General features: G+C 46.9%; 14 protein-coding genes. 8 read left to right on the top strand and 6 right to left on the bottom strand.

What is annotated here, in order from left to right:
* Nucleotides 1–423 precede the first annotated feature (423 nt).
* The 7 genes from ACDJ59_RS20000 to ACDJ59_RS19970 all read left to right on the top strand — a co-directional run bounded on the left by ACDJ59_RS20000 (nt 424) and on the right by ACDJ59_RS19970 (nt 10,139).
* Nucleotides 424–1,395 carry an ABC transporter permease gene (locus ACDJ59_RS20000; protein WP_036668763.1) on the top strand — a complete coding sequence of 324 codons (972 nt, stop codon included), beginning with the start codon at nt 424–426 and terminating at the stop codon, nt 1,393–1,395.
* A gap of 15 nt (nt 1,396–1,410) precedes the next feature.
* Nucleotides 1,411–2,319 carry a carbohydrate ABC transporter permease gene (locus tag ACDJ59_RS19995; RefSeq protein ID WP_036668765.1) on the top strand — a complete coding sequence of 303 codons (909 nt, stop codon included), beginning with the start codon at nt 1,411–1,413 and terminating at the stop codon, nt 2,317–2,319.
* A gap of 41 nt (nt 2,320–2,360) precedes the next feature.
* Nucleotides 2,361–3,956, top strand: a complete 1,596-nt coding sequence (locus tag ACDJ59_RS19990; protein ID WP_413405172.1) for an extracellular solute-binding protein — start codon at nt 2,361–2,363, stop codon at nt 3,954–3,956.
* A gap of 109 nt (nt 3,957–4,065) precedes the next feature.
* Complete coding sequence (locus ACDJ59_RS19985; protein WP_413405170.1) at nt 4,066–5,352, top strand: alpha-L-fucosidase; 1,287 nt, start codon at nt 4,066–4,068, stop codon at nt 5,350–5,352.
* 65 nt (nt 5,353–5,417) lie between these two features.
* Nucleotides 5,418–6,440 carry a carbohydrate-binding family 9-like protein gene (locus ACDJ59_RS19980; RefSeq protein WP_413405168.1) on the top strand — a complete coding sequence of 341 codons (1,023 nt, stop codon included), beginning with the start codon at nt 5,418–5,420 and terminating at the stop codon, nt 6,438–6,440.
* Nucleotides 6,441–6,447: 7 nt separating this feature from the next.
* The gene (locus tag ACDJ59_RS19975; RefSeq protein ID WP_413405166.1) at nt 6,448–9,081 is read left to right on the top strand and encodes a transglutaminase domain-containing protein; all 2,634 of its coding nucleotides are present in this window, start codon (nt 6,448–6,450) and stop codon (nt 9,079–9,081) included.
* Between the two features lie 5 nt (nt 9,082–9,086).
* Nucleotides 9,087–10,139: a glycoside hydrolase family 18 protein gene (locus ACDJ59_RS19970; RefSeq protein WP_413405164.1), complete on the top strand. Its 1,053-nt coding sequence runs from the start codon at nt 9,087–9,089 to the stop codon at nt 10,137–10,139.
* 150 nt (nt 10,140–10,289) lie between these two features.
* Here ACDJ59_RS19970 and ACDJ59_RS19965 read toward each other — a convergent pair whose 3' ends face one another.
* Both ACDJ59_RS19965 and ACDJ59_RS19960 read right to left on the bottom strand, forming a co-directional pair.
* Nucleotides 10,290–12,590 (bottom strand): helix-turn-helix domain-containing protein, encoded by a 2,301-nt coding sequence (locus ACDJ59_RS19965; RefSeq protein WP_413405162.1) that lies wholly within the window; start codon nt 12,588–12,590, stop codon nt 10,290–10,292.
* 315 nt (nt 12,591–12,905) lie between these two features.
* Nucleotides 12,906–14,420 (bottom strand): glycoside hydrolase family 43 protein, encoded by a 1,515-nt coding sequence (locus ACDJ59_RS19960; RefSeq protein WP_413409866.1) that lies wholly within the window; start codon nt 14,418–14,420, stop codon nt 12,906–12,908.
* Between the two features lie 170 nt (nt 14,421–14,590).
* Between ACDJ59_RS19960 and ACDJ59_RS19955 the strand changes: the two genes are divergently transcribed.
* Nucleotides 14,591–15,457: a helix-turn-helix domain-containing protein gene (locus ACDJ59_RS19955; protein WP_413405160.1), complete on the top strand. Its 867-nt coding sequence runs from the start codon at nt 14,591–14,593 to the stop codon at nt 15,455–15,457.
* 73 nt (nt 15,458–15,530) lie between these two features.
* On the opposite strand, the gene ACDJ59_RS19950 is transcribed toward ACDJ59_RS19955, so the two are convergent.
* From ACDJ59_RS19950 to ACDJ59_RS19935, 4 genes are all read right to left on the bottom strand, one after another.
* Complete coding sequence (locus tag ACDJ59_RS19950) at nt 15,531–16,100, bottom strand: YdeI/OmpD-associated family protein (RefSeq protein ID WP_413405158.1); 570 nt, start codon at nt 16,098–16,100, stop codon at nt 15,531–15,533.
* An 11-nt stretch (nt 16,101–16,111) separates the two neighbouring features.
* Nucleotides 16,112–16,621 carry a DinB family protein gene (locus ACDJ59_RS19945; RefSeq protein ID WP_413405156.1) on the bottom strand — a complete coding sequence of 170 codons (510 nt, stop codon included), beginning with the start codon at nt 16,619–16,621 and terminating at the stop codon, nt 16,112–16,114.
* Between the two features lie 83 nt (nt 16,622–16,704).
* On the bottom strand, nt 16,705–17,622 hold the full coding sequence (locus ACDJ59_RS19940) for a helix-turn-helix transcriptional regulator (protein ID WP_413409865.1): 918 nt from the start codon (nt 17,620–17,622) through the stop codon (nt 16,705–16,707).
* A gap of 174 nt (nt 17,623–17,796) precedes the next feature.
* Entirely contained in the window at nt 17,797–18,714 is a 918-nt protein-coding gene (locus ACDJ59_RS19935) for an ArsR/SmtB family transcription factor (RefSeq protein ID WP_017690213.1), read from the bottom strand.
* Between the last annotated feature and the right edge of the window lie 346 nt (nt 18,715–19,060).

Raw genomic sequence — 19,060 nt, 5'->3', positions numbered from 1 at the left:
TTACAGGCTTGTAGTTTGCGAGAGATGTATGATAGATAATATTACATTGTATCACGTCGGTAAAACCTTGAAACCTGCAAACCTTAGAATTCAGTATGATGGCTGTAGACATCAATACCGTGTCCCAGCGTATATGTGGGTTTTGACTTTAAGGTCTGTTTTCTAACCTAAGTTCGGATCTGACATCTTCCAAGTTCATGTGATGAAACTCTCAATGACAACTACAGGAGGGAAATAGGTCAAATTCTACATGTTTTACAACCCCGAAATGACAATGACAAACTGGCAACAAAAGTGTAAACCCCTGTTGTAACAGTATATTCCGTGATTTTAGAAGTGAAGATTGAAATGGCATATTTACGGATTAGGAAATGAACCATAAACTCGGTATGTAAGCGTTACCAAAAAAGGAGGAAACAACTGATGCAACCAGATGGGAAGTCCGCCTTATCGCAAAACTTATCGGTATACACCAATCCGAGCAGTAAGAAAAATAAATTATGGAGAAGGACGATTCGGAACTGGGAGTTGTATCTGTTTATTGCGCCAGCCTTTTTATACTTTCTGATATTCCATTATGGTCCGATGTACGGCATACAAATTGCATTCAAAAACTTTATCCCAACGCTTGGTGTCACAGGAAGCCCATGGGTCGGATTCGATCATTTTATCCGTTTCTTCAATTCGTATTATTTTTGGGATTTACTATGGAATACCCTTAGCATCAGCTTGTATGAGCTGGCTATAGGTTTTCCACTACCGATTATTCTTGCGTTAGCGTTCAATGAAGTGAAGGATTCCTTTTTCAAGCGTACTGTGCAGACTGTCACGTATGCACCGCATTTCATTTCGGTCGTTGTAATGTCGGGGATGATCATTACCTTTTTATCACCCTCGTCAGGCATGATTGTCAATTTGGTACAGGCCCTTGGATTCCAGGCACCTCAATTCCTGACGGACCCTGCGTGGTTCAAGACAGTGTATGTACTATCAGGAGTCTGGCAAAGTGCAGGCTGGGGCACCATTATATACCTTGCCGCTCTATCGGGTGTGGACCCGCAACTGCATGAAGCGGCTGTGGTGGATGGTGCGAGTCGTTTCAAACGGATTTTGCATATTAACATTCCAGCGATCATCCCTACGATCACCATCTTGTTAATTCTGAATATGGGCAGTATTCTGGGCGTCGGATTCGAGAAAATCCTGCTGCTGCAAAATCCGCTGAACATGGGCTCGTCCGATGTCATCTCAACATTTGTCTATCGGTCCGGTCTGGTCGATGCGCAGTACAGTTTCTCTACGGCGGTGGGGTTGTTCAACTCCGTAGTTAATGCGATTCTGCTTATTACCGTGAATCAGATTGCACGCCGCACCAGTGAAAATAGCCTGTGGTAAAAGGAGGGAATACACATGTCATCCGCTGTGAAAGAAAGCAGAAGTGATAAATTGTTCTTATTGTGTAATTACATCTATCTGACGGTAGCGCTCGTCATTGTGCTGTATCCGCTGTTATACATTATCAGTGCTTCAATCAGTGATCCCAAATATGTAGCCTCCGGTGAGATGTGGCTGCTGCCAAAAGGGATTACGTTTGAAGGTTATGCCCGGGTGTTTGAGAACACCAACATCTGGATTGGGTACAAAAATACGATTATCTATACCGTTGTAGGCACCATCGTTAACCTGATTGTTACACTACCGGCAGCCTATGCGCTCAGCCGCTCGGACTTTGTGGGACGTGGATTCTTCATGGCGATGTTTATGGTAACGATGTTCTTCGGCGGAGGGCTTGTCCCAAGTTACCTGCTGGTCAAGGATCTTGGTATGGTGAACAGCATGTGGGCACTTATTCTGCCCGGGGCTGCATCCATCTGGAATATTATCGTATGCCGGACGTTCTTCCAATCGACCATCCCAAAGGAGTTACAGGAAGCGGCGCATATTGATGGATGTACCAACACCCGGTTGTTCATCAAGATTGTGCTCCCACTTTCGATGCCAATCATTGCAGTGATGGCGCTCTTCTATGGAGTCGGACACTGGAACAGCTATTTTAGTGCCATGATCTATCTGAATGATTCTTCCAAGTACCCGCTGCAGCTCTTTTTGCGCCAGATTCTGGTGCTTCAAGAAATGGCGGCTCAAGGGGGAGGCGCTATCGATACCTCTTCAGCAACGGCGATGAATACCAAAGCAGAGATCGCTGCACTGGTCAAATATGCTGTCATTATTGTTGCCACCCTACCGGTCATTGCGGTGTATCCATTCCTCCAGCGTTACTTTGTACAGGGTGTTATGATCGGTTCCGTTAAGGGATGATCTTAATCCATATACCACATTAAACAAGGGGAGTTGTTGTTATGAAAAAGCTTCGCAAGGCTTCATCCATTACACTCTGTCTCACCTTATTCGCAACATTGCTTGCAGCTTGTGGTTCAACCAATGAAGACGGAAGCACGCCCTCCAAAGTAGAGGGGGTCAAAAAAGAAGGTTTCCCCATTGTAGACAAAACGCTAACGTTAAAGGTCATGTCCCAGGATGCGGGCGTAGCCGACTGGAGCACGATGCCTGTGCTGCAAGAAATGGAGAAACTGTCGGGCATCAAGCTGGAGTACCAGCTCTCACCAATCGACAGCTTTGAAACGAAGAAAAATCTGGTTTTCGCGAGCGGAGACTTGCCGGATATGTTCTATGCTGCGGACCTCAAGCCAGCCGAACAGGTGACTTATGGCAGCCAGGGCATCCTGATCCCGTTGGAAAAATACATTGACGAAGGTTACGCCCCAAATATCAAAAAGATTCTCGATGAAAACCCGGATGTCCGTAAATCATTTACAACACCTGATGGGCTTATGTATGCACTCCCATTCATTGATAAAGCCGCCGTATGGTATAGAGGCCCAATGTGGTACAACGGGGAATTCTTGAAGGCACTAAATGTAGAAGAGCCCAAGACTACGGAAGAATTGTATACGTATCTCAAGCGTGCAAAAGAAGAAGATCCTAATGGCAATGGCCAGCAAGATGAAATTCCGCTTACTTCTGTAAAACTGGATGATCTTCGCATGTTTTTCTTCGGCTTCTGGGGAATTTACAACGAAGGCATCTATTCCGATAAGGACAGTAAAGTTCACTATCCTTATCAAGAAGAAGGTTACAAAGGTTATCTTACATTCATGAACCGCTTGTGGAAGGAAGACTTGCTGGATCATGAGACCTTCTCTCAAACAGGTGATCAGAAAAAAGCTAAAGGTGAAAGCAACAAACTTGCACTGTTCAACGATTACCATCCATACTTCACGCTTGGTGGTGAACCTAGCACGGATCATCCGCTGATGACACCCGTGAAGAGCGAGGTGGCAGACTCTCCGGTATACGGCAAGCATCCGGGCATGTCGGCTCGCGGTACCTTTGCTATTACAAGCAGCAACCCGTCACCCGAGGCGACGATGCGATGGATCGATTACTTATACAGCTATGACGGTGCGACACTGTTCAATCAAGGTCCGGAAGGTGTGCTGTGGAAATTCAAAGACAAGGAAAATCACGTTAAAGAGTGGCTCCCCGTTCCTGGCGGCGGGGATCGTGAGGAATACCGGGGTAAAATCACGCCGAACTTTGGTATCTTGACACCGGGTATTAATGATCCGGATGTAGCGAAGGGTCTACGCACCGAATTTGATGAGTGGATTGACCAGCAGAATCAAGAGAAGTTGGTACCTATCGGAAAAGCGCCATTTCCTAACGTTTATTTGACAAATGAAGAGCAAAGCGAAGCAACCGCTCTATTATCTGACCTGGATACGTACGTTAAACAGATGGAAGCGAAGTTTGTGACAGGCCAGGAACCACTTGAGAACTGGGATAAGTACATTGCACAGATGAAGAAAATGGGCAGTGACCGTATCATCGAACTGTATCAGGGGGCATATGACCGTTGGAATACCGGCCAATAAAAAACCTATCGAAGTACATCCCATGCAGAAAAACAACAGTTAGCTTCAATAATGTTAGCTTTATTAAATTTTTCGCATATAAGAATTCTCGGGGGAGGTGTGAACCGTTATGCAGAAATGGTTTGAAGAAGCCAAACTGGGGATATTCATCCACTATGGCATCTATGCGGTGGACGGGGTTGCGGAATCCTGGTCCTTCTATAATGGCAGGATATCCTATGAAGAATATATGAAACAGTTGGATGGTTTTACGGCATCGGAATTCAATGCGGAGAAGTGGGCGGACTTGATTGAGAAGTCTGGTGCCCGGTATGCCGTGTTGACAACGAAGCATCATGATGGCGTTGCGTTATGGGATACGCAATATAGCGATCTCAACGTCGTCAAACAGACACCAGCCAATCGGGACATCGTGAGGGAATATGCGGAAGCGATTCGGGAAAAGGGCATTCATCTGGGGATGTATTACTCGCTGATTGATTGGTCACACCCGGATTATCCTAGCGTGTATGAAGGTGGAAAAGTTCCGGAGGATCTCAGTAGTGTCAACCGGCATTCAAGTCCTGTGGACGGCGTTCAAGATCAGGCAAAGTGGCAGAAGTTCCTGCAATTTAATAACCATCAACTGGGAGAGATTTTGACGAATTACGGAAAGGTGGATCTGCTGTGGTTTGATGGGGACTGGGAACGGAGTGCCGAGCAGTGGAATCTGCCGGAGTTCAAGCATTATCTGCAATCTTTTAACCCGGATATCATCATCAACTCCCGCCTTCAAGGTTATGGGGATTACAAAACGCCTGAGCAAGGCATTCCGATCACAAGACCGGAGGGACCCTGGGAATTCTGCACCACGAGCAACACATCTTGGGGTTATGTGCCAACCGATCATAAATACAAATCGTTAAATCAGATCATTCGAATGTTCTGTGACTGCATTTCGATGGGCGGTAATATGTTGCTGGATATCGGTCCGCGTGAAGATGGCACCATCGATCAGAGGCAGGAGGATATTCTGCTTGGACTGGGAGCTTGGATCCGAACCCATGAAGAGGCCGTCTTCGGTACGGGTGAAGGCATTATGCCTCGCTATTATCTGGGGGGAAGCACCGTATCCGAGGATCGAAAGACGCTGTACCTGTTTGTGTATGACGATCCAAAAGAGAATGTGTGCATCAAAGGTCTCTGCAATCCGATCAAGAAAATTACCGTGCTGCATTCGGGCAAAGAGCTTAATCATGAGATTCATGGGGGCGTGCCTTGGTTCAATATCCCGGGGACAACGTGGATCAAGATGGCCCCGGAGGACACGCATGAACAGGTGACCGTTCTTAAGCTCGAATTTGATGAGGAGCTGGAAATGTACGGCGGCTCTGGAGCCGTTGTCACCCATAACTAACCATTACGGGGAGGGCATGTGCTGGTAGATGCATGCCCTCCCTTACGAATTGGAGAGAGAGTGACATGAACAGAAGTGGAGTGCCAGAACCCAGGATTGAGTATGCTCCCAAACATTATATATGCAAGCGTGCGCAGGAACCGTTGGTGTTAGACGGTCGTGTGGATAAGGCATTTTGGAATGCGGCTCATTGGACGGATGATTTCGTTGATATCGAAGGGGATCTTCGTCCGAAGCCAGAGAAACAGACACGGGTAAAAATGCTGTGGGATGACGACTATTTCTATTTTGCTGCCGAGCTGATTGAAGATCAGATCTGGGCTACCCTGACTGAACGTGATTCCGTTATTTTTTATGACAATGATTTTGAGATTTTTATCGATCCCGACGGGGATTCCCATCAATATTATGAGTTCGAGATCAATGCGCTCAATACGGTATGGGACCTGTTATTAGTGAAGCCTTATCGGGATGGTGGGCCTCCGGTTAACGGTTGGGATATCAGCGGTCTCAAGACGGCCGTATATATCAATGGGGAACTGAACAGACCTGGTGCAGAGAACCGGAAATGGAGCGTGGAAGTCGCGATTCCCTGGGCCAGTCTGAAGGAATGTGCCGAAGGAAACCGTCCACCTGCGCCGGGTGAGTTCTGGCGTGTCAACTTCTCGCGTGTGGAGTGGCAAACCGAGGTACAGGACGGTGAGTACCGCAAGGTGCTGAATCCAGATTCGGGTAAACCTTATCCGGAGGAAAACTGGGTGTGGTCACCTATAGGTATTATCAACATGCATTACCCGGAGTTATGGGGTTATGTTGTATTCTCGGATGACGGAACGGATCAGTCGTTTGAGCTGCCGGAAGACGAACGAATCAAATGGGAGCTTCGCAGGCTCTACTACCGTGAACGCAATTATTATGAAACCCATGGTGAATTTACACAGGATGTGAAGCTGCTTATGGGTGAGGAATTGTTGAGCTGTAATCCTGTTATTGAAACGACTCGCAGCCTGTTCCAGATTACTGCGCCGTCTTCGGACGGAACGGCCTTGATCTGTATTCGGGAAGACGGAAAGCTGTGGAAGGAGTGAGAACGCAATGACCAGCCAAACCTTGGTATTTTCCCTTGATGCACAGTCATTGGAGAGGATCGAGCAGAAGTTCCAGGAGAAGGTACGTTTTGCAGAGGCACGCAAATCGGAGTTGTTTCATATTTTTCAGCAGGAGCTAACACAAGAAGAGGCATGGGCGTTGAAGTATGTCTATGCCTATATGCCGGTAAACGACATGGCTGATTATAACGGGGACTTGTTCTTGAGTCATGTGCGCCGGGCTTTGGACACCCGCAAACGTGTGCCTTGGGGAGAATGTGTTCCTGATCATTTGTTCCTTCATTTTGTACTGCCTTATCGCATAAATACGGAAAATATTGAAGATTTCCGCGGTTTGATGTATGACGAATTAGCCGAGCGGACAGCAAAGTTATCCATGGCTGATGCCATTCTGGAGACCAATTACTGGTGTCATGAGAAAGCGACCTATATTGGCAGCGATCTGCGCACGATATCACCGCTGACGATGATCCGGAATGCTCGCGGACGATGCGGCGAAGAATCCACGCTGGCAGTGGCCGCTCTTCGCAGCATCGGCATACCAGCCCGCCAGGTCTACACGCCGCGCTGGGCTCACTGTGATAGTAATCATGCTTGGGTAGAAGCCTGGGCAGAAGGTCAATGGTATTACATCGGGGCATGCGAGCCGGAAGCCCGTCTGAACCAAGGGTGGTTCAGTCCTCCAGCCCGCAGGGCCATGCTGATTAATACGAGAATCTATGCCGACTATCCCGGACCGGAGGATATTACGCTCTCCGAAAAGGGATATACGGAAATTAATTTGCTTGAGAACTATGCGCCCACACGCAACATCTATGTGAAGGTGAAAAATGAGCAGGGAGAGCCCGTACCCGGCGCGAGTGTTCGTTTTGAGCTGTACAATACGGCTGAATTCTATCCGATTGCCGAGATTAGGACGGATGCACAAGGGGAAGCGACCTTTAAGACTGGCTGTGGTGACCTTTTGATTCGTGCGGTCAGCGGCGGTAAGTGGAGTGAGATCCTATTCAAGGCTCAGGAAAATAAGGATGTAGAGCTTGTGCTGAACTCATCAGAGCAGCCTACAGGGATTGTAGATTTCGATATGGTTCCTCCTCCGGAAAGGGAGGGAGGGGTCGTGCTTGCATTACCGGAAGAGAAGATTGAGATTCATAATCGTCGTCTGGAGGAAGGAGCGCAGACCCGGAGCGAGTATGAGGACACGTTCCTGAGTGAGGAGGAAGCTGTTTCGCTGGCTAAAAAGGTTGGACTGCCCTCGGTACGTGTATGGGATGTTCTCCGCAAGGCGCGGGGGAACAGCCGGGAAATTGCAGCTTTCCTAGAGGAACGTTCCAATCCATACGGTGAGTGGCCGCTCCGGTTGCTGGAGTCGGTGAATGAAAAAGATTTAATTGATACCTTTTGCCAGACGCTGGACGATCATCTGATCGGTGCACTCTCGCAGCAAGGATCATGGGCGGAAGATACGTTCGTGAGATACATCCTGTGTCCGCGGATCTCCTATGAGATGCTGGTCCCTTATCGAGGTGTATTCCAGAATGCCTTTTCGGCAGATGAGGCGGCAGCGTTCAGGGAGAATCCCTCGGCACTTGCCCGAATGCTGGAACAGCAATATGAATACTATGACGATCTTCCTAATCTAAAAGGCAAAGGGAATCCAACAGGGACGTTTAGTCTAATGAAGGGAGACTCTCAGTCGCTGGATATTTTGTTTGTGGCTGTATGTCGCAGTTTGGGTATTCCGGCCCGATTACATCCGAGCGCACAGAAACCACAGTATCTAAGTGACAAAGGCTGGGAGGATGCAGTGTTTAGTCTCGCCTCACCTCTAACTCAGGAGAGCACAAGCTGGGGAATGCTCCAACTTCATAGGGATATAAAAGTTCCGCAGGATACATCTGAAGCATCCTATTTCGAGAACTTTACGTTTGCCCGTCTGGAAGATGGCGTCTACAAGACGTTGATTTATCCTTATGGCAGTACGGATGTCTATAGTGAGCCATATGAGGTTGAGGCAGGAGCTTATCGCTTAACGACAGGCATTCGTCTGAAAGATGGAACGGCAAAAGTACGATTCGTTTACTTTACCGTGAACGCCGGAGATACCACTGAGGTTGTAATGTCTTATCGCGAGAATGAGGTTGATATTCCTGTACTGGGTAAACTGGCACCAGGAAGTATACTGACCCGTCTGGATGGTTCAGAGGTAGAACTGGAGGAACTTCTGGGATCGGAGGGTGCCATTGCTGCCTGGATTGAACCGGAGCGGGAACCGACCAAACATCTGATTCGTGAACTGTGCGAGCTGGCAGAGCCGCTGGATAAGCTTGGTATACCAATCGTGCTCATGATCGGAGATATGGAATGGAACGCTGCCTTTGACCCTGCTGGTTATCCAAAGCTGCCTGTACGCACGGTTTTTGTACGAGATTCCAGTTATGCTTCCTTGTCCGGTTACATTTCGAAGCCTGCGGCTCACGAAGCGGGTTATCCGCATCTGTTCGTGCTGGATACTCAGCATCAAGTTCGTTATTCGGCTTCCGGGTACAAGATTGGTACGGGGAAGGAAGCCTTGCAGATTGCTGCTGCGATATCTCAATCATCGAACGGATCGGAGTGAAGAGAGTGACGAAATATATTGCTGCGGGTTATGCTGTGGATTCAGTTCTCCCCGATATAGCACATGAGGATCTGTCAAAGTTAACACATCTGAACGTAGCCTTCGGACATGTCAAAAATGATGCAATAACAACCGAGCATCTAAAAAACGGTCACGTTATCCAGAACATCAAGCGGGAGCATCCTAATCTTACAGTGCTGCTGTCTGTAGGCGGATGGAGCGCAGGCGGTTTTTCCGAAGCCGCCTCAACCCAGGCGGGAAGGGACAGCATGGCTGCATCGGCGGTTAGGGTGCTGGAGGAATTTCCTTTTGACGGGATTGATCTGGACTGGGAATATCCTTGTTACGGTGAAGCTGGTATCGCATCCAGTCCTGATGATAAACGGAATTTCACTTTACTTCTCAAGACGATCCGGGAGGCACTGAGTGCCAAGGGAGAAGAGGATGGCCGTCATTATCTGCTCACCATTGCGGCAGGGGCTGATCAATACTACGTTGATGGTACAGAGATGGCTAAGGTGCAGCAGTACCTGGACTACGTGCAGTTGATGACCTATGATATGCGTGGCGGTTTTCAAGTCCTGACCGGACATCATACGAATCTGTACACGCCAACAGGAGATCTGTTTCGAATTAGTACGGATGCTTCCGTGACCCTGTTTGTTCGCGCTGGAGTCCCGAAGGAGAAGATTGTGATCGGAGCTGCGTTCTATTCCCGGATCTGGACTGAGGTCCCTGATCGAAACCACGGACTCCATCAAATGGCTGGCAGCACAGGCGGCTACGGTCCGTCATTTGCCGAACTGGAAGCGAAGTACATTAACAAGAATGGTTACACCCGTTATTGGGATGAAGAAGCCTGTGCACCGTTTCTGTTTAATGGGTCCAGCTTAATATCGTATGATGATGAAGAATCGATCCAATGCAAATGTGATTACGTGAAGGATCAAGGTCTGGCCGGGATCATGTTCTGGGAGTACGGCTGTGATCCAACTCACCGTTTGCTAGGTGCAGTGCATCAAGGGCTGAAGGATCTTTCGGCTGGGAAAATCGGATAAGGCCGCCGGCCGCGACGAATCAGATTATGTCTACGGATTAAAAACATACGAAGGGGCCGTCCTATACGTCGTGAGCATGACGTATAGGACGGCCCTTGTTTGCGTTATTTTGGTCTAATGAATCAGGCACATGTTAGACGATATCACCATTTATCCAATACATTCCTCGTCATCATCATCAGGGGAATCGGCGGAACCGTTGGGACGGTGCATTTTACGGTATTGCCCTGGGGTATAACCCGTCTCTTTTTTGAATTTTCGGATGAAGTTTGGTGTATCCAGGTAACCGACACGCGTGATGATATCTTTTAACGGATCGGTTGTGTGCAGCAGTAGTCGAATGACCTCATCCATCCGTTTCTGCCAGATATATTGGGTAAAGTTCATGCCGATCTTTTCTTTGAAAGAACGACTGAAATACGATGAAGAGATCGTGAATTTCGATGAAATCGTACCTAAACTGAGATCATAATCAGAGAAATTGGCATCGATATAAGCCACGATTTCATCCATAAGAGAGCTTTCTTCCGTCTCACTCTTTGCCTCGACATGGGCGCAGATTTCGGCGGCAAGACCTGTCAGTTTTTTCTCCAAATCCTCCAACGAGTCGTAGGAAGTGATTCTTGGAAGTTGATCAACCACATGATGGATTCCAAGCTCCGAAGCGGTTTTGAGCATTGTATTCAGAATATCAAAGCAGATGCAACGCAGCAGCGGTACAGATGGCATTTCGGATTTTAGGGTATTCAACGCAGTTGATACCATCTGAACTGCCACATCATAGCTACCTTGTTTCAAGCTTTGAACCAGCTTCAACAATACATCCTTAGGGACCCAGAAGGAAGAATCCTGTACACCGGAACCGGAAAGGTTGTTAAAGTATGTACTGCTGCCCTGTCCATGCAGCATCGATGCTTCCAGAGCGGTCGAGGCCTCGATGTAGGACTGATTCAGCTGTTTCGGATAAGTGTACCGATTGCCTATCCCTATTGCTGGCGCGGCCCCTGTGTGTTCTGTCACCATCCATTGCAGTTTTTCAACAATAGGCTCCATACGGGCATTCAAGCTACCTTCGTGCTCTATTTCGGCATCGAATCCTACGATAAGGGCCAATTGGTCTGCCTGTGGTAGCTCCACGCCGTAAGCATAAGCAGACAACTCCGGCAGCTCCACATCATTCATCAGCTGCATGACAGTAGGTTGCTCGGGGTTATCACCGATAGGAAAAGCATGTATTTCCCAGCCCATGGTCATCACAAAATAATGGGATCGGTTAAAGCGTATGCCAAGCTTATCCGCAAACTCAGAGGGGAAATCTCCGGTGTGACCGTGCTTCAGCAACATGAGCAAAATATGATTGCGAGCATAGGGCTCCTGAAGATCTACGCGCTGACTATAGTCATGCAGTGTTTTCTTGATCCATTCCAGCTCGTTGGTGGTTGAGGATGGGTCAGGATCATTCTTCAACCGAATGAACTCCATTAAGTCTGAAATCGGATGGTACTGTCTTCGGGCCAACATAATGGCGAGGAACGTGCCCATCACCACCATGAAGGAGAAAACAAGAACAACAAAGGTGCGAATATGAACGATTCGGCTAAAAAATTGGTTGCTGGGCATAGCGGTCACATAAGTCCAACCCGCATCCGATTTAACGGATACAACCGAATGTGGTTCTTGATTTAAGGAGATGCTGTGCGTCCCGGGTTCAAGAGCAAACAGAGCGTTGACTTCCTGTTCAGATATGATTTCTCCCTTGTAATTGGCTGCCAGTACTTGCCCGAAATTATCGAAAATATAAGTCATCCCGTGATAGTCGCTGAGGATGGAATCAATTAAGCCCGTCAGATTGGACTCGTGAATCAAGTACATGACGGTTCCATGGGCGGGCGTATTGTTAGGTGCAATCGGTACAAGGTATGCCAGCATGGAATTGGGTATTCTGGTTCCTTGGACGACCTGCTCCGCTGGACGTATCGTGGGGGACAGTACGTTATTCAAATCCCGGATCATGTCTGTTTTGTTCCACGTAGTAAATTTGTAGCGGCCAGTGAATACATCCAGGTTCTCAGAACCTTGAGAAGAATAGATGTTATCATCTCCGCGGAAGAACAGGAATAGCTCATCGATAATGGAACTGGTGGCTTTGTATTTGACCAATGCGCTGATTGATTCCCGGCTATAGTACGGATGGTGGGTCCAATACCGCGTTAACTGCTCATCGTAGGCGATGCGAAACGCGATGTCTTGGAGTTCCTTCATGCGATCATCAATGACAGTTTTGGCTTGAGTGAGCTGATTGACATTGGTCTGTTCAATCTCTGAACGGAGCGTGTCCACAGCGTTGTGATAAATAATGATGGTTAAAATAACAAGAGGGATAAGGAAAATGGAGATATAGGATAGGGTGTACTTAAACAGAAGCTTGGACTTGAAGTGATTCCATTTCATATCTGCAACCTCCCGTTTTTCTTTCGTGCTGCAGCGATAGCGCTCTCATATGGGCAGTGAAGTTATTGCCAAGATGGGAGCTGCTGGGGTGTTCCTTCTAAAAATACTAGGAGAACTTCTCTAATAAAGCAATGGTTCTTTTATAAATTCCAGTGCAATCCGTAAGAAAGATTTAGCTATAGCAAAATCCCCTCAAAGTTCACTCATTTCCTTATGCTACTACACAAGGCTTTTCAAAGAGTATCTACTTTAAGGGGATAATTCTAGCTGATCATATATAATATTTTCTATTACTGAATATAGGAGTTACAACGATTATTCGTCCAGAGGTTCATAGTCAAACCAATCGAAACTTGCAGGCGTACACTCCCCCGATGGAGCATAAGCGTACATGGCGATCATCACACCTGTGAAACCACTTGCTACTTCGGTAGATAACAGATGTGTTTCCCCTGAACCCACTTCGATGGCATCGGATGAACCTTGCTGGTAGAGGAACGTGAAGTGATTACGGTCAGCCTTGATTTGTAATACAACCGGCCCCGTGTCACAGTCAAGCACCTGTTCGGTTCGCAGAGAGCCGACGGTTCGCCGCAATACGATTTTCTTCTGACCGTCGATCTGTGTTACAGCCAAGTCGTAATGATATTTATCATTCATAAATAAGGTTAATCCGGCTTCTTCACCGCTCGTATTTGGCTCATAATGTAGCTCGGCCGCCATTTTGCATAAGAAATGGCTCAATCGACGCCCGACAAAGGCTGGATTTTGTCCATCATCGAGTGAAACCGAATGACCACGAAGGATGAGCTGCTCGGGATTTTCAGTGAGCGCCCAACTACCCGGATCCGGATTACGTAAGAAGATCCAGTTCATGCCTAATAATGGTTCGTCAAAATCATCACGAATAGCCTCAGGGGACCAAGGGTGCTCAGCCAACAAAGGCCCAGTCATCTCCTGCTCAATATGTCCGTCCACACCGATCATCGGCCAACCGGTGTCCGTCCAAGTGACAGGGGCCAGGAACGTTTCGCGTCCCAGATGGTGCCGCATAGGGTAACCAGCTGGACGAATACCAAGAGATACGGCCCACCAGCTTCCATCCTGGATCTGGACAAGGTCTGCATGACCGGTTGCGTGAATGCTGGATTTTATGCTCCGATTGGACAGAATCGGATTATGAGGACACGGATCAAATGGACCGTATGGCTCTGTGCTCCGAGCGATGGTCTCCATATGGCCATACTCGGTTCCACCTTCGGCGATCATCAGATAGTAGAGGCCGTTTATTTTATACATGTGGGGAGCTTCGGGGGCTGCTCCTCCGGTTCCAGTCCAGATCAATCGGCTATCGGTTAGTCTGGCTCCGGTCGTGATGTCTATCTCGCATTGATAGATGCCCTCACCTTCACCGCCGTTACAGGCCGTTTGAAAATACACATGTCCATCTTCATCGAAGAGAAAAGAGGGATCAATGCCGCCCTGATCAACAAAAATCGGAGCAGACCATGGTCCCTCGGGCTGGGCACTACGTACATAAAAATTTCCGCCGCCGCTGACATTGGTTGTTGTCATGTAGAACCAGCCATCATGGTACCGGAGTGTTGGGGCAAAAATGCCGCCAGAGCTGCCTGCGTTCGCTAGAGGGAGTTGCTCAGTTGTTGTGAGGACATGGCCGATCTGTCGCCAGTTCACAAGGTCTTTGCTGTGGAAGATGGGCACACCAGGGAAATATTCAAAGGTACTGGTTACCAGATAATAGTCTTCATCTACACGGCAGATACTTGGATCTGGGTAAAACCCCGGAATGACCGGATTGGTATATTTCATCATTTATGCTCCTATTCATTGTGAGAGTTTAGTATGAATCTGGACACATTGAAAATCCCTGCTACAAGGCGAATTATAACGCTTATAAGTATATGGAACCTTGATCTTTCGGTCTTGGAATAGCATGATATAGACATTCAACCCAACTATGTTCGCGGAGGGGAATGCTTTTGAGTAATGCATATTTGAGATGGTTTACCTCGGACCATCAACAATTTCCGTTTTTTATTCAGTACGGTGGACATGTTGAGGACATGGAGCTTCATAATCATATGGATTTTACGGAACTTGTGATTGTTCTGAATGGTCATGCAACCCATGTGGTGAACACCGAAGAATTTTTTATTAAAAAAGGGAACGCATTTGTGATTAATGGCGACACCCATCATGCGTATAAAGACCCTCATGATTTTAGGATCTGTAACATTATGTTCAGTCCCGAGATGCTTGCTTCGGCTGGGCCCGATCTGAGAAAATCTAACGGCTTCCAGGCGCTGTTTGTTTTGGAACCGTTTTATCGTAATATTCACTCCTTTCCAAGTAAATTGGCGTTATCCATTTCCAGTCTGGAGTATGTAGAATCACTGATATCGTTCATGATTGAGGAGTATCAGAGTAAACAGCAAGGGTATCAGACGATGTTGATCTCACGTCTTACGGAGATGGTTGTTTATTTGTCGAGGCAATATGATACGCAGGAGAAAGGGATCGAAGGTAATAATCTGATGCATCTGGCAAATGCCATTTCATTTATTGAAGATCATTATCTGGAGCCACTGTCGCTAGAGGATATTGCGGGGAAGTCGAATATCTCAATAAGGCATCTGAATCGGATTTTTCGATCCTATTATCAGATGACCCCGATCTCTTATCTGCAAAAGTTGCGTCTGGAGAAGGCATGTCATTTGTTGAAAAATGGGAACCTGTCCATTACGGAAATTTCGTATGAATGTGGATTTAACGACAGTAATTATTTCACCCGCCAGTTTAAGAAAACCTTTGGCAAGTCTCCCAAAACATACAGGCAGACTCATTAATACATGACTGAATAAAAAAAACCAAAACAGGGCCTCCTCATATGGAGGTCCTGTCTGCTGTCTCAGGGAAAATTCAATAGTCCAATAGCCGTCTGTTGTCATGCCACTGACCGTACATTTTATTTTCCTTTGTGTTGGTTATGAACTTATCCAATCTGCTCTGGAATAATGCTGGCTGATTCTTAACACTTTGGATCGTATCGATCCGAACGTTCTGATACAGGGTAGGAAAGGCCATAAAATTTGCATAAACCTGATGGTCTTCTTTCAGCCTTTGTTCGATCACACCATCAATAATGAAAGCACTCGGGTCCATAACAGGAAGAACCTTTCTCCCCTCGTCATGCATGAAGCCCAACTTTTCAAGACGACGGACACGTTCCTTGTTCAATTCAGTCCATGAGCTGCGTTTACTCCTAGGAGATAATCTCTGTGCTAATTGAGTTTCGGATATTTTCTTTTTGACTCCATCGATCCAGCCAAAGCACAGCGACTCCTCAACCACGTCCAAATACAGCAGGGTATTTGGCACGGGTTTTATGCTTATCATTACCCAGCAAGATTTCTCGACTTTTCCATGTGTCTGCAACCAATTTCTCAATTCATCCCTCGACGTCACGGGGATACAATGTACATTTTCCATCCGATTGTCAACTATACCTGAGCCGGTTCCTGATACCAAAAGAGTGAATAGTCATTCATGATGGAGGCATACCCCAATTGACGCAGCATGGTAGAAACATTACCTCGATGATAGGTTCCGTGGTTAACCACATGGATGACGATATCCGATAAGCTGGTTTCACGAACTCCTGCAAATGGATTATCGAGTAGAATGGTTTGCTCCAGATCAGCTTGGCCTCGTAACCACTCACTGTACTGTGCCGACAGGTAAGTAAAACATTGGATGTACTCATCCACAGAACCGTGAATTTCACTATTGAGTGGTATGCATGCTTGCAGTGCCTCGGGCATCCCGGTGCCATTCAATACCGCGTACCACATTTTATCTACTGCGTAGATATGGCTGAGTGCGTGAGCAATGGTTGGAAACGAACTGTTCACTTCCTGACTCAGTACAGAAGAGGGCAGTTCCTTGATTCTGCCCAGGATCGTTTGGTTGGCCCATGCGTGGTAGTTATACATTTGTTCCGGATGATTCATTGATGATCGTCTCCTTTAATTTGGCGATGGATTGGATGAACTTACTGAGATGATTATAAAAAAAGAAGTATGACAACAGCGTGTCATACTTCTTCATAGAGCTTAAGTGCGTTTCGAAGTTGTTCTTTCAGAATGCCTCGTAATTCAATCGGTTCAAGTACCTCAGCGCCACTACCCAAACTAAGCAGAAAAGACCAAAGCCATCTGGCTTGTAACGGTTGATGAACCGAGATACGCATCGTCATACTTCCATCCTCGTGAAATCGCTTATCTGCCTGTTGAAAATGATCCATGGCTTCCGCGAGCGCTTCCGGGCTCACCCGAAATACCACATCACTTACCTGATCTTGCCATGACGGATCTGACACAACCGCCTCTTGGGGAAGCTCAAGGTGGGGCTGGAAGTGTTCCGATGTCAGTTGCACGTTCATCATCCGGGACAGTCGGAACTCGCGATAATCCTGCCGTGTCTGGCAAAATCCATATACGTACCAATTACGATATTTATAATGTAATTTTACCGGTTCCAGATGGCGGGGTGTATGTTCATTTTTTGTATTGATGTAGTCAAAACGGACAACCTGATGATCCGTAATCCCTTTACGCAGATGAGGAAGGGCATCAGGTTCTGTTCGGCGTGTCTCCAGATCCACCGAGAGACTTGAGGTTTGATGCTCCGGTCCAATCGTTTGCAGACGTTCAATCGTGCCTTGTGCACGTGCATCTTCGAACACTGTGGATAGACTGCTCAGGACCGTGATCAGGGAATCCACATCATAAGAACCGAGCAAGCTTTTATCCATCTTGTATCCGTCCATCATGCCGTAGCCGCCTTTGAGTCCCTGATGGGAGACGACCGGGAAGCCGGCGGCACAGATTACATCAATATCCCGATAGATCGTTCTTGGGGACACCTGAAACTCTTCAGCCAAGGTGGAAGCAGACAATACTTCGTGGTTCAGCAGTTTGTATATGATTGAGATTAATCGCTCCAATTTCAAAAGGTATCCCCGCCCGTTATTCCATTTTGTCATTACAGGCCATTAGTATATCACATGAAAAAAAGAGTGCTGGATAGCACCCTTTCGAAGACACAGGATTGTTGTTGTGTTGAACAGTTACGTTAGCAGATCGGTCGAACTTAATTAATATCGAGTGAATAGCCAGCGTGGGCACTATTCTTCTTGCACGTTATAGAGAACCCGAGCGAGCAGATTCTGTCCATAGTTTCCGAAGTTTTTACCAAAGATCGTTAAGCCCCGTTTGTTCAAAGGTCCGTCCGTAACCGCAATGCGGAAGTGAATATCGCTTTTGTAATCCAGCCCAATCTGGTCTAGCGTTACGTCCGAGATGCGGCATCCGTCGATATAGCTGCCTTCCTGTGTAATCCGGATCAGCTTCAGCATGCCGTACTGATTCAAGTGTGGAGGCCACCATTCCGGGTTGAAGGTACCGCGTGTATTGCCAAAATCCCCCGGACTTGTCCAGCAGCCAATCTCAATCCCATTGACATAGAAGTAAATATCCGAAGGGTAATTGTCACAAAAGCCAGGTGCCTCCGATCCCAGTTCCATCGACAACTGAATTTCGCTAAAGGACTGATTAGGTTTGAGATAGTTGGGAATCCGATACTCGAGATAACCTTCAGCCAGCCAGATCATCTCCGCATCAATTCGCAGTGGATCAGCAAAGTACCGCGGATCATCGAACTCTCCAACAATGCTGTCCCGGGTAGCGAGACCACATGTAGGTGCAGCCTGATAATCGCTGTAATGACCGACCTGAATTTCCACCTCATAACGATTGTTAATCTCCTGTGAACGCAGATCAACCATCAATTTTTCCTCATTGAGATAACATATCTTCTGAATTCCATGTTTGCCAACGGCGGTGTTGATCTCGATCAATCCGCTCTCTTCAAGCTTCTTGATATGCATGGTGATAGCGCCATTGCTCAGTCCAAGCTTGGTTGCAAGATCATTGAGATTAAGACTTTGGTTCTTGGCCAGCAGCTCGATGATCTGAATCCGGATTTCCGAACTGAGCGCTTTGAAGATATTCACACCCGACATCAGATCTTTAATATAAATCATAGGTGGATTTCCTTTCCCCGTTCTGAACAAAGTCTTCGACACAGACATTTGCACATTTATATGTTTTATTTCAGATAATTATAAATCATTCCCTCATGGAAGGGAAGGGTGGAGAAATAGAAGCCAAAACCCTTGTATATAGCGCAAATACGAAAATATAATCTATATTTTGTCCACTATTCCGGTTAAAATAAGTGTTAATCAGTTCACATATATTTGAAATATACCATTGAAATGTAATGTAACCGCTTTTATAATCCTATTATACCTAAATTGATTCAATACTTCATGAACCTAATTAACCATTTGAACAGGAAAGGTGGAGTTTGGTTTGGAAAAGTTAAGC

It is taken from the genome of Paenibacillus amylolyticus (genome assembly GCF_047302515.1).
In the GTDB taxonomy this organism is placed as follows: domain Bacteria; phylum Bacillota; class Bacilli; order Paenibacillales; family Paenibacillaceae; genus Paenibacillus; species Paenibacillus amylolyticus_G.
The sequence above is the reverse complement of the archived record's forward strand: the minus strand, read 5'-3'. Positions and strand labels throughout refer to the sequence as shown.

What these genes read in the sequence shown, in the direction of transcription:
- ACDJ59_RS20000 (WP_036668763.1), top strand. Translation starts at nt 424, where the DNA reads ATGCAACCAGATGGGAAGTCCGCCTTATCGCAAAACTTATCGGTATAC.
- ACDJ59_RS19995 (WP_036668765.1), top strand. Translation starts at nt 1,411, where the DNA reads ATGTCATCCGCTGTGAAAGAAAGCAGAAGTGATAAATTGTTCTTATTG.
- ACDJ59_RS19990 (WP_413405172.1), top strand. Translation starts at nt 2,361, where the DNA reads ATGAAAAAGCTTCGCAAGGCTTCATCCATTACACTCTGTCTCACCTTA.
- ACDJ59_RS19985 (WP_413405170.1), top strand. Translation starts at nt 4,066, where the DNA reads ATGCAGAAATGGTTTGAAGAAGCCAAACTGGGGATATTCATCCACTAT.
- ACDJ59_RS19980 (WP_413405168.1), top strand. Translation starts at nt 5,418, where the DNA reads ATGAACAGAAGTGGAGTGCCAGAACCCAGGATTGAGTATGCTCCCAAA.
- ACDJ59_RS19975 (WP_413405166.1), top strand. Translation starts at nt 6,448, where the DNA reads ATGACCAGCCAAACCTTGGTATTTTCCCTTGATGCACAGTCATTGGAG.
- ACDJ59_RS19965 (WP_413405162.1), bottom strand. Translation starts at nt 12,590, where the DNA reads ATGAAATGGAATCACTTCAAGTCCAAGCTTCTGTTTAAGTACACCCTA.
- ACDJ59_RS19960 (WP_413409866.1), bottom strand. Translation starts at nt 14,420, where the DNA reads ATGAAATATACCAATCCGGTCATTCCGGGGTTTTACCCAGATCCAAGT.
- ACDJ59_RS19950 (WP_413405158.1), bottom strand. Translation starts at nt 16,100, where the DNA reads ATGGAAAATGTACATTGTATCCCCGTGACGTCGAGGGATGAATTGAGA.
- ACDJ59_RS19945 (WP_413405156.1), bottom strand. Translation starts at nt 16,621, where the DNA reads ATGAATCATCCGGAACAAATGTATAACTACCACGCATGGGCCAACCAA.
- ACDJ59_RS19935 (WP_017690213.1), bottom strand. Translation starts at nt 18,714, where the DNA reads ATGATTTATATTAAAGATCTGATGTCGGGTGTGAATATCTTCAAAGCG.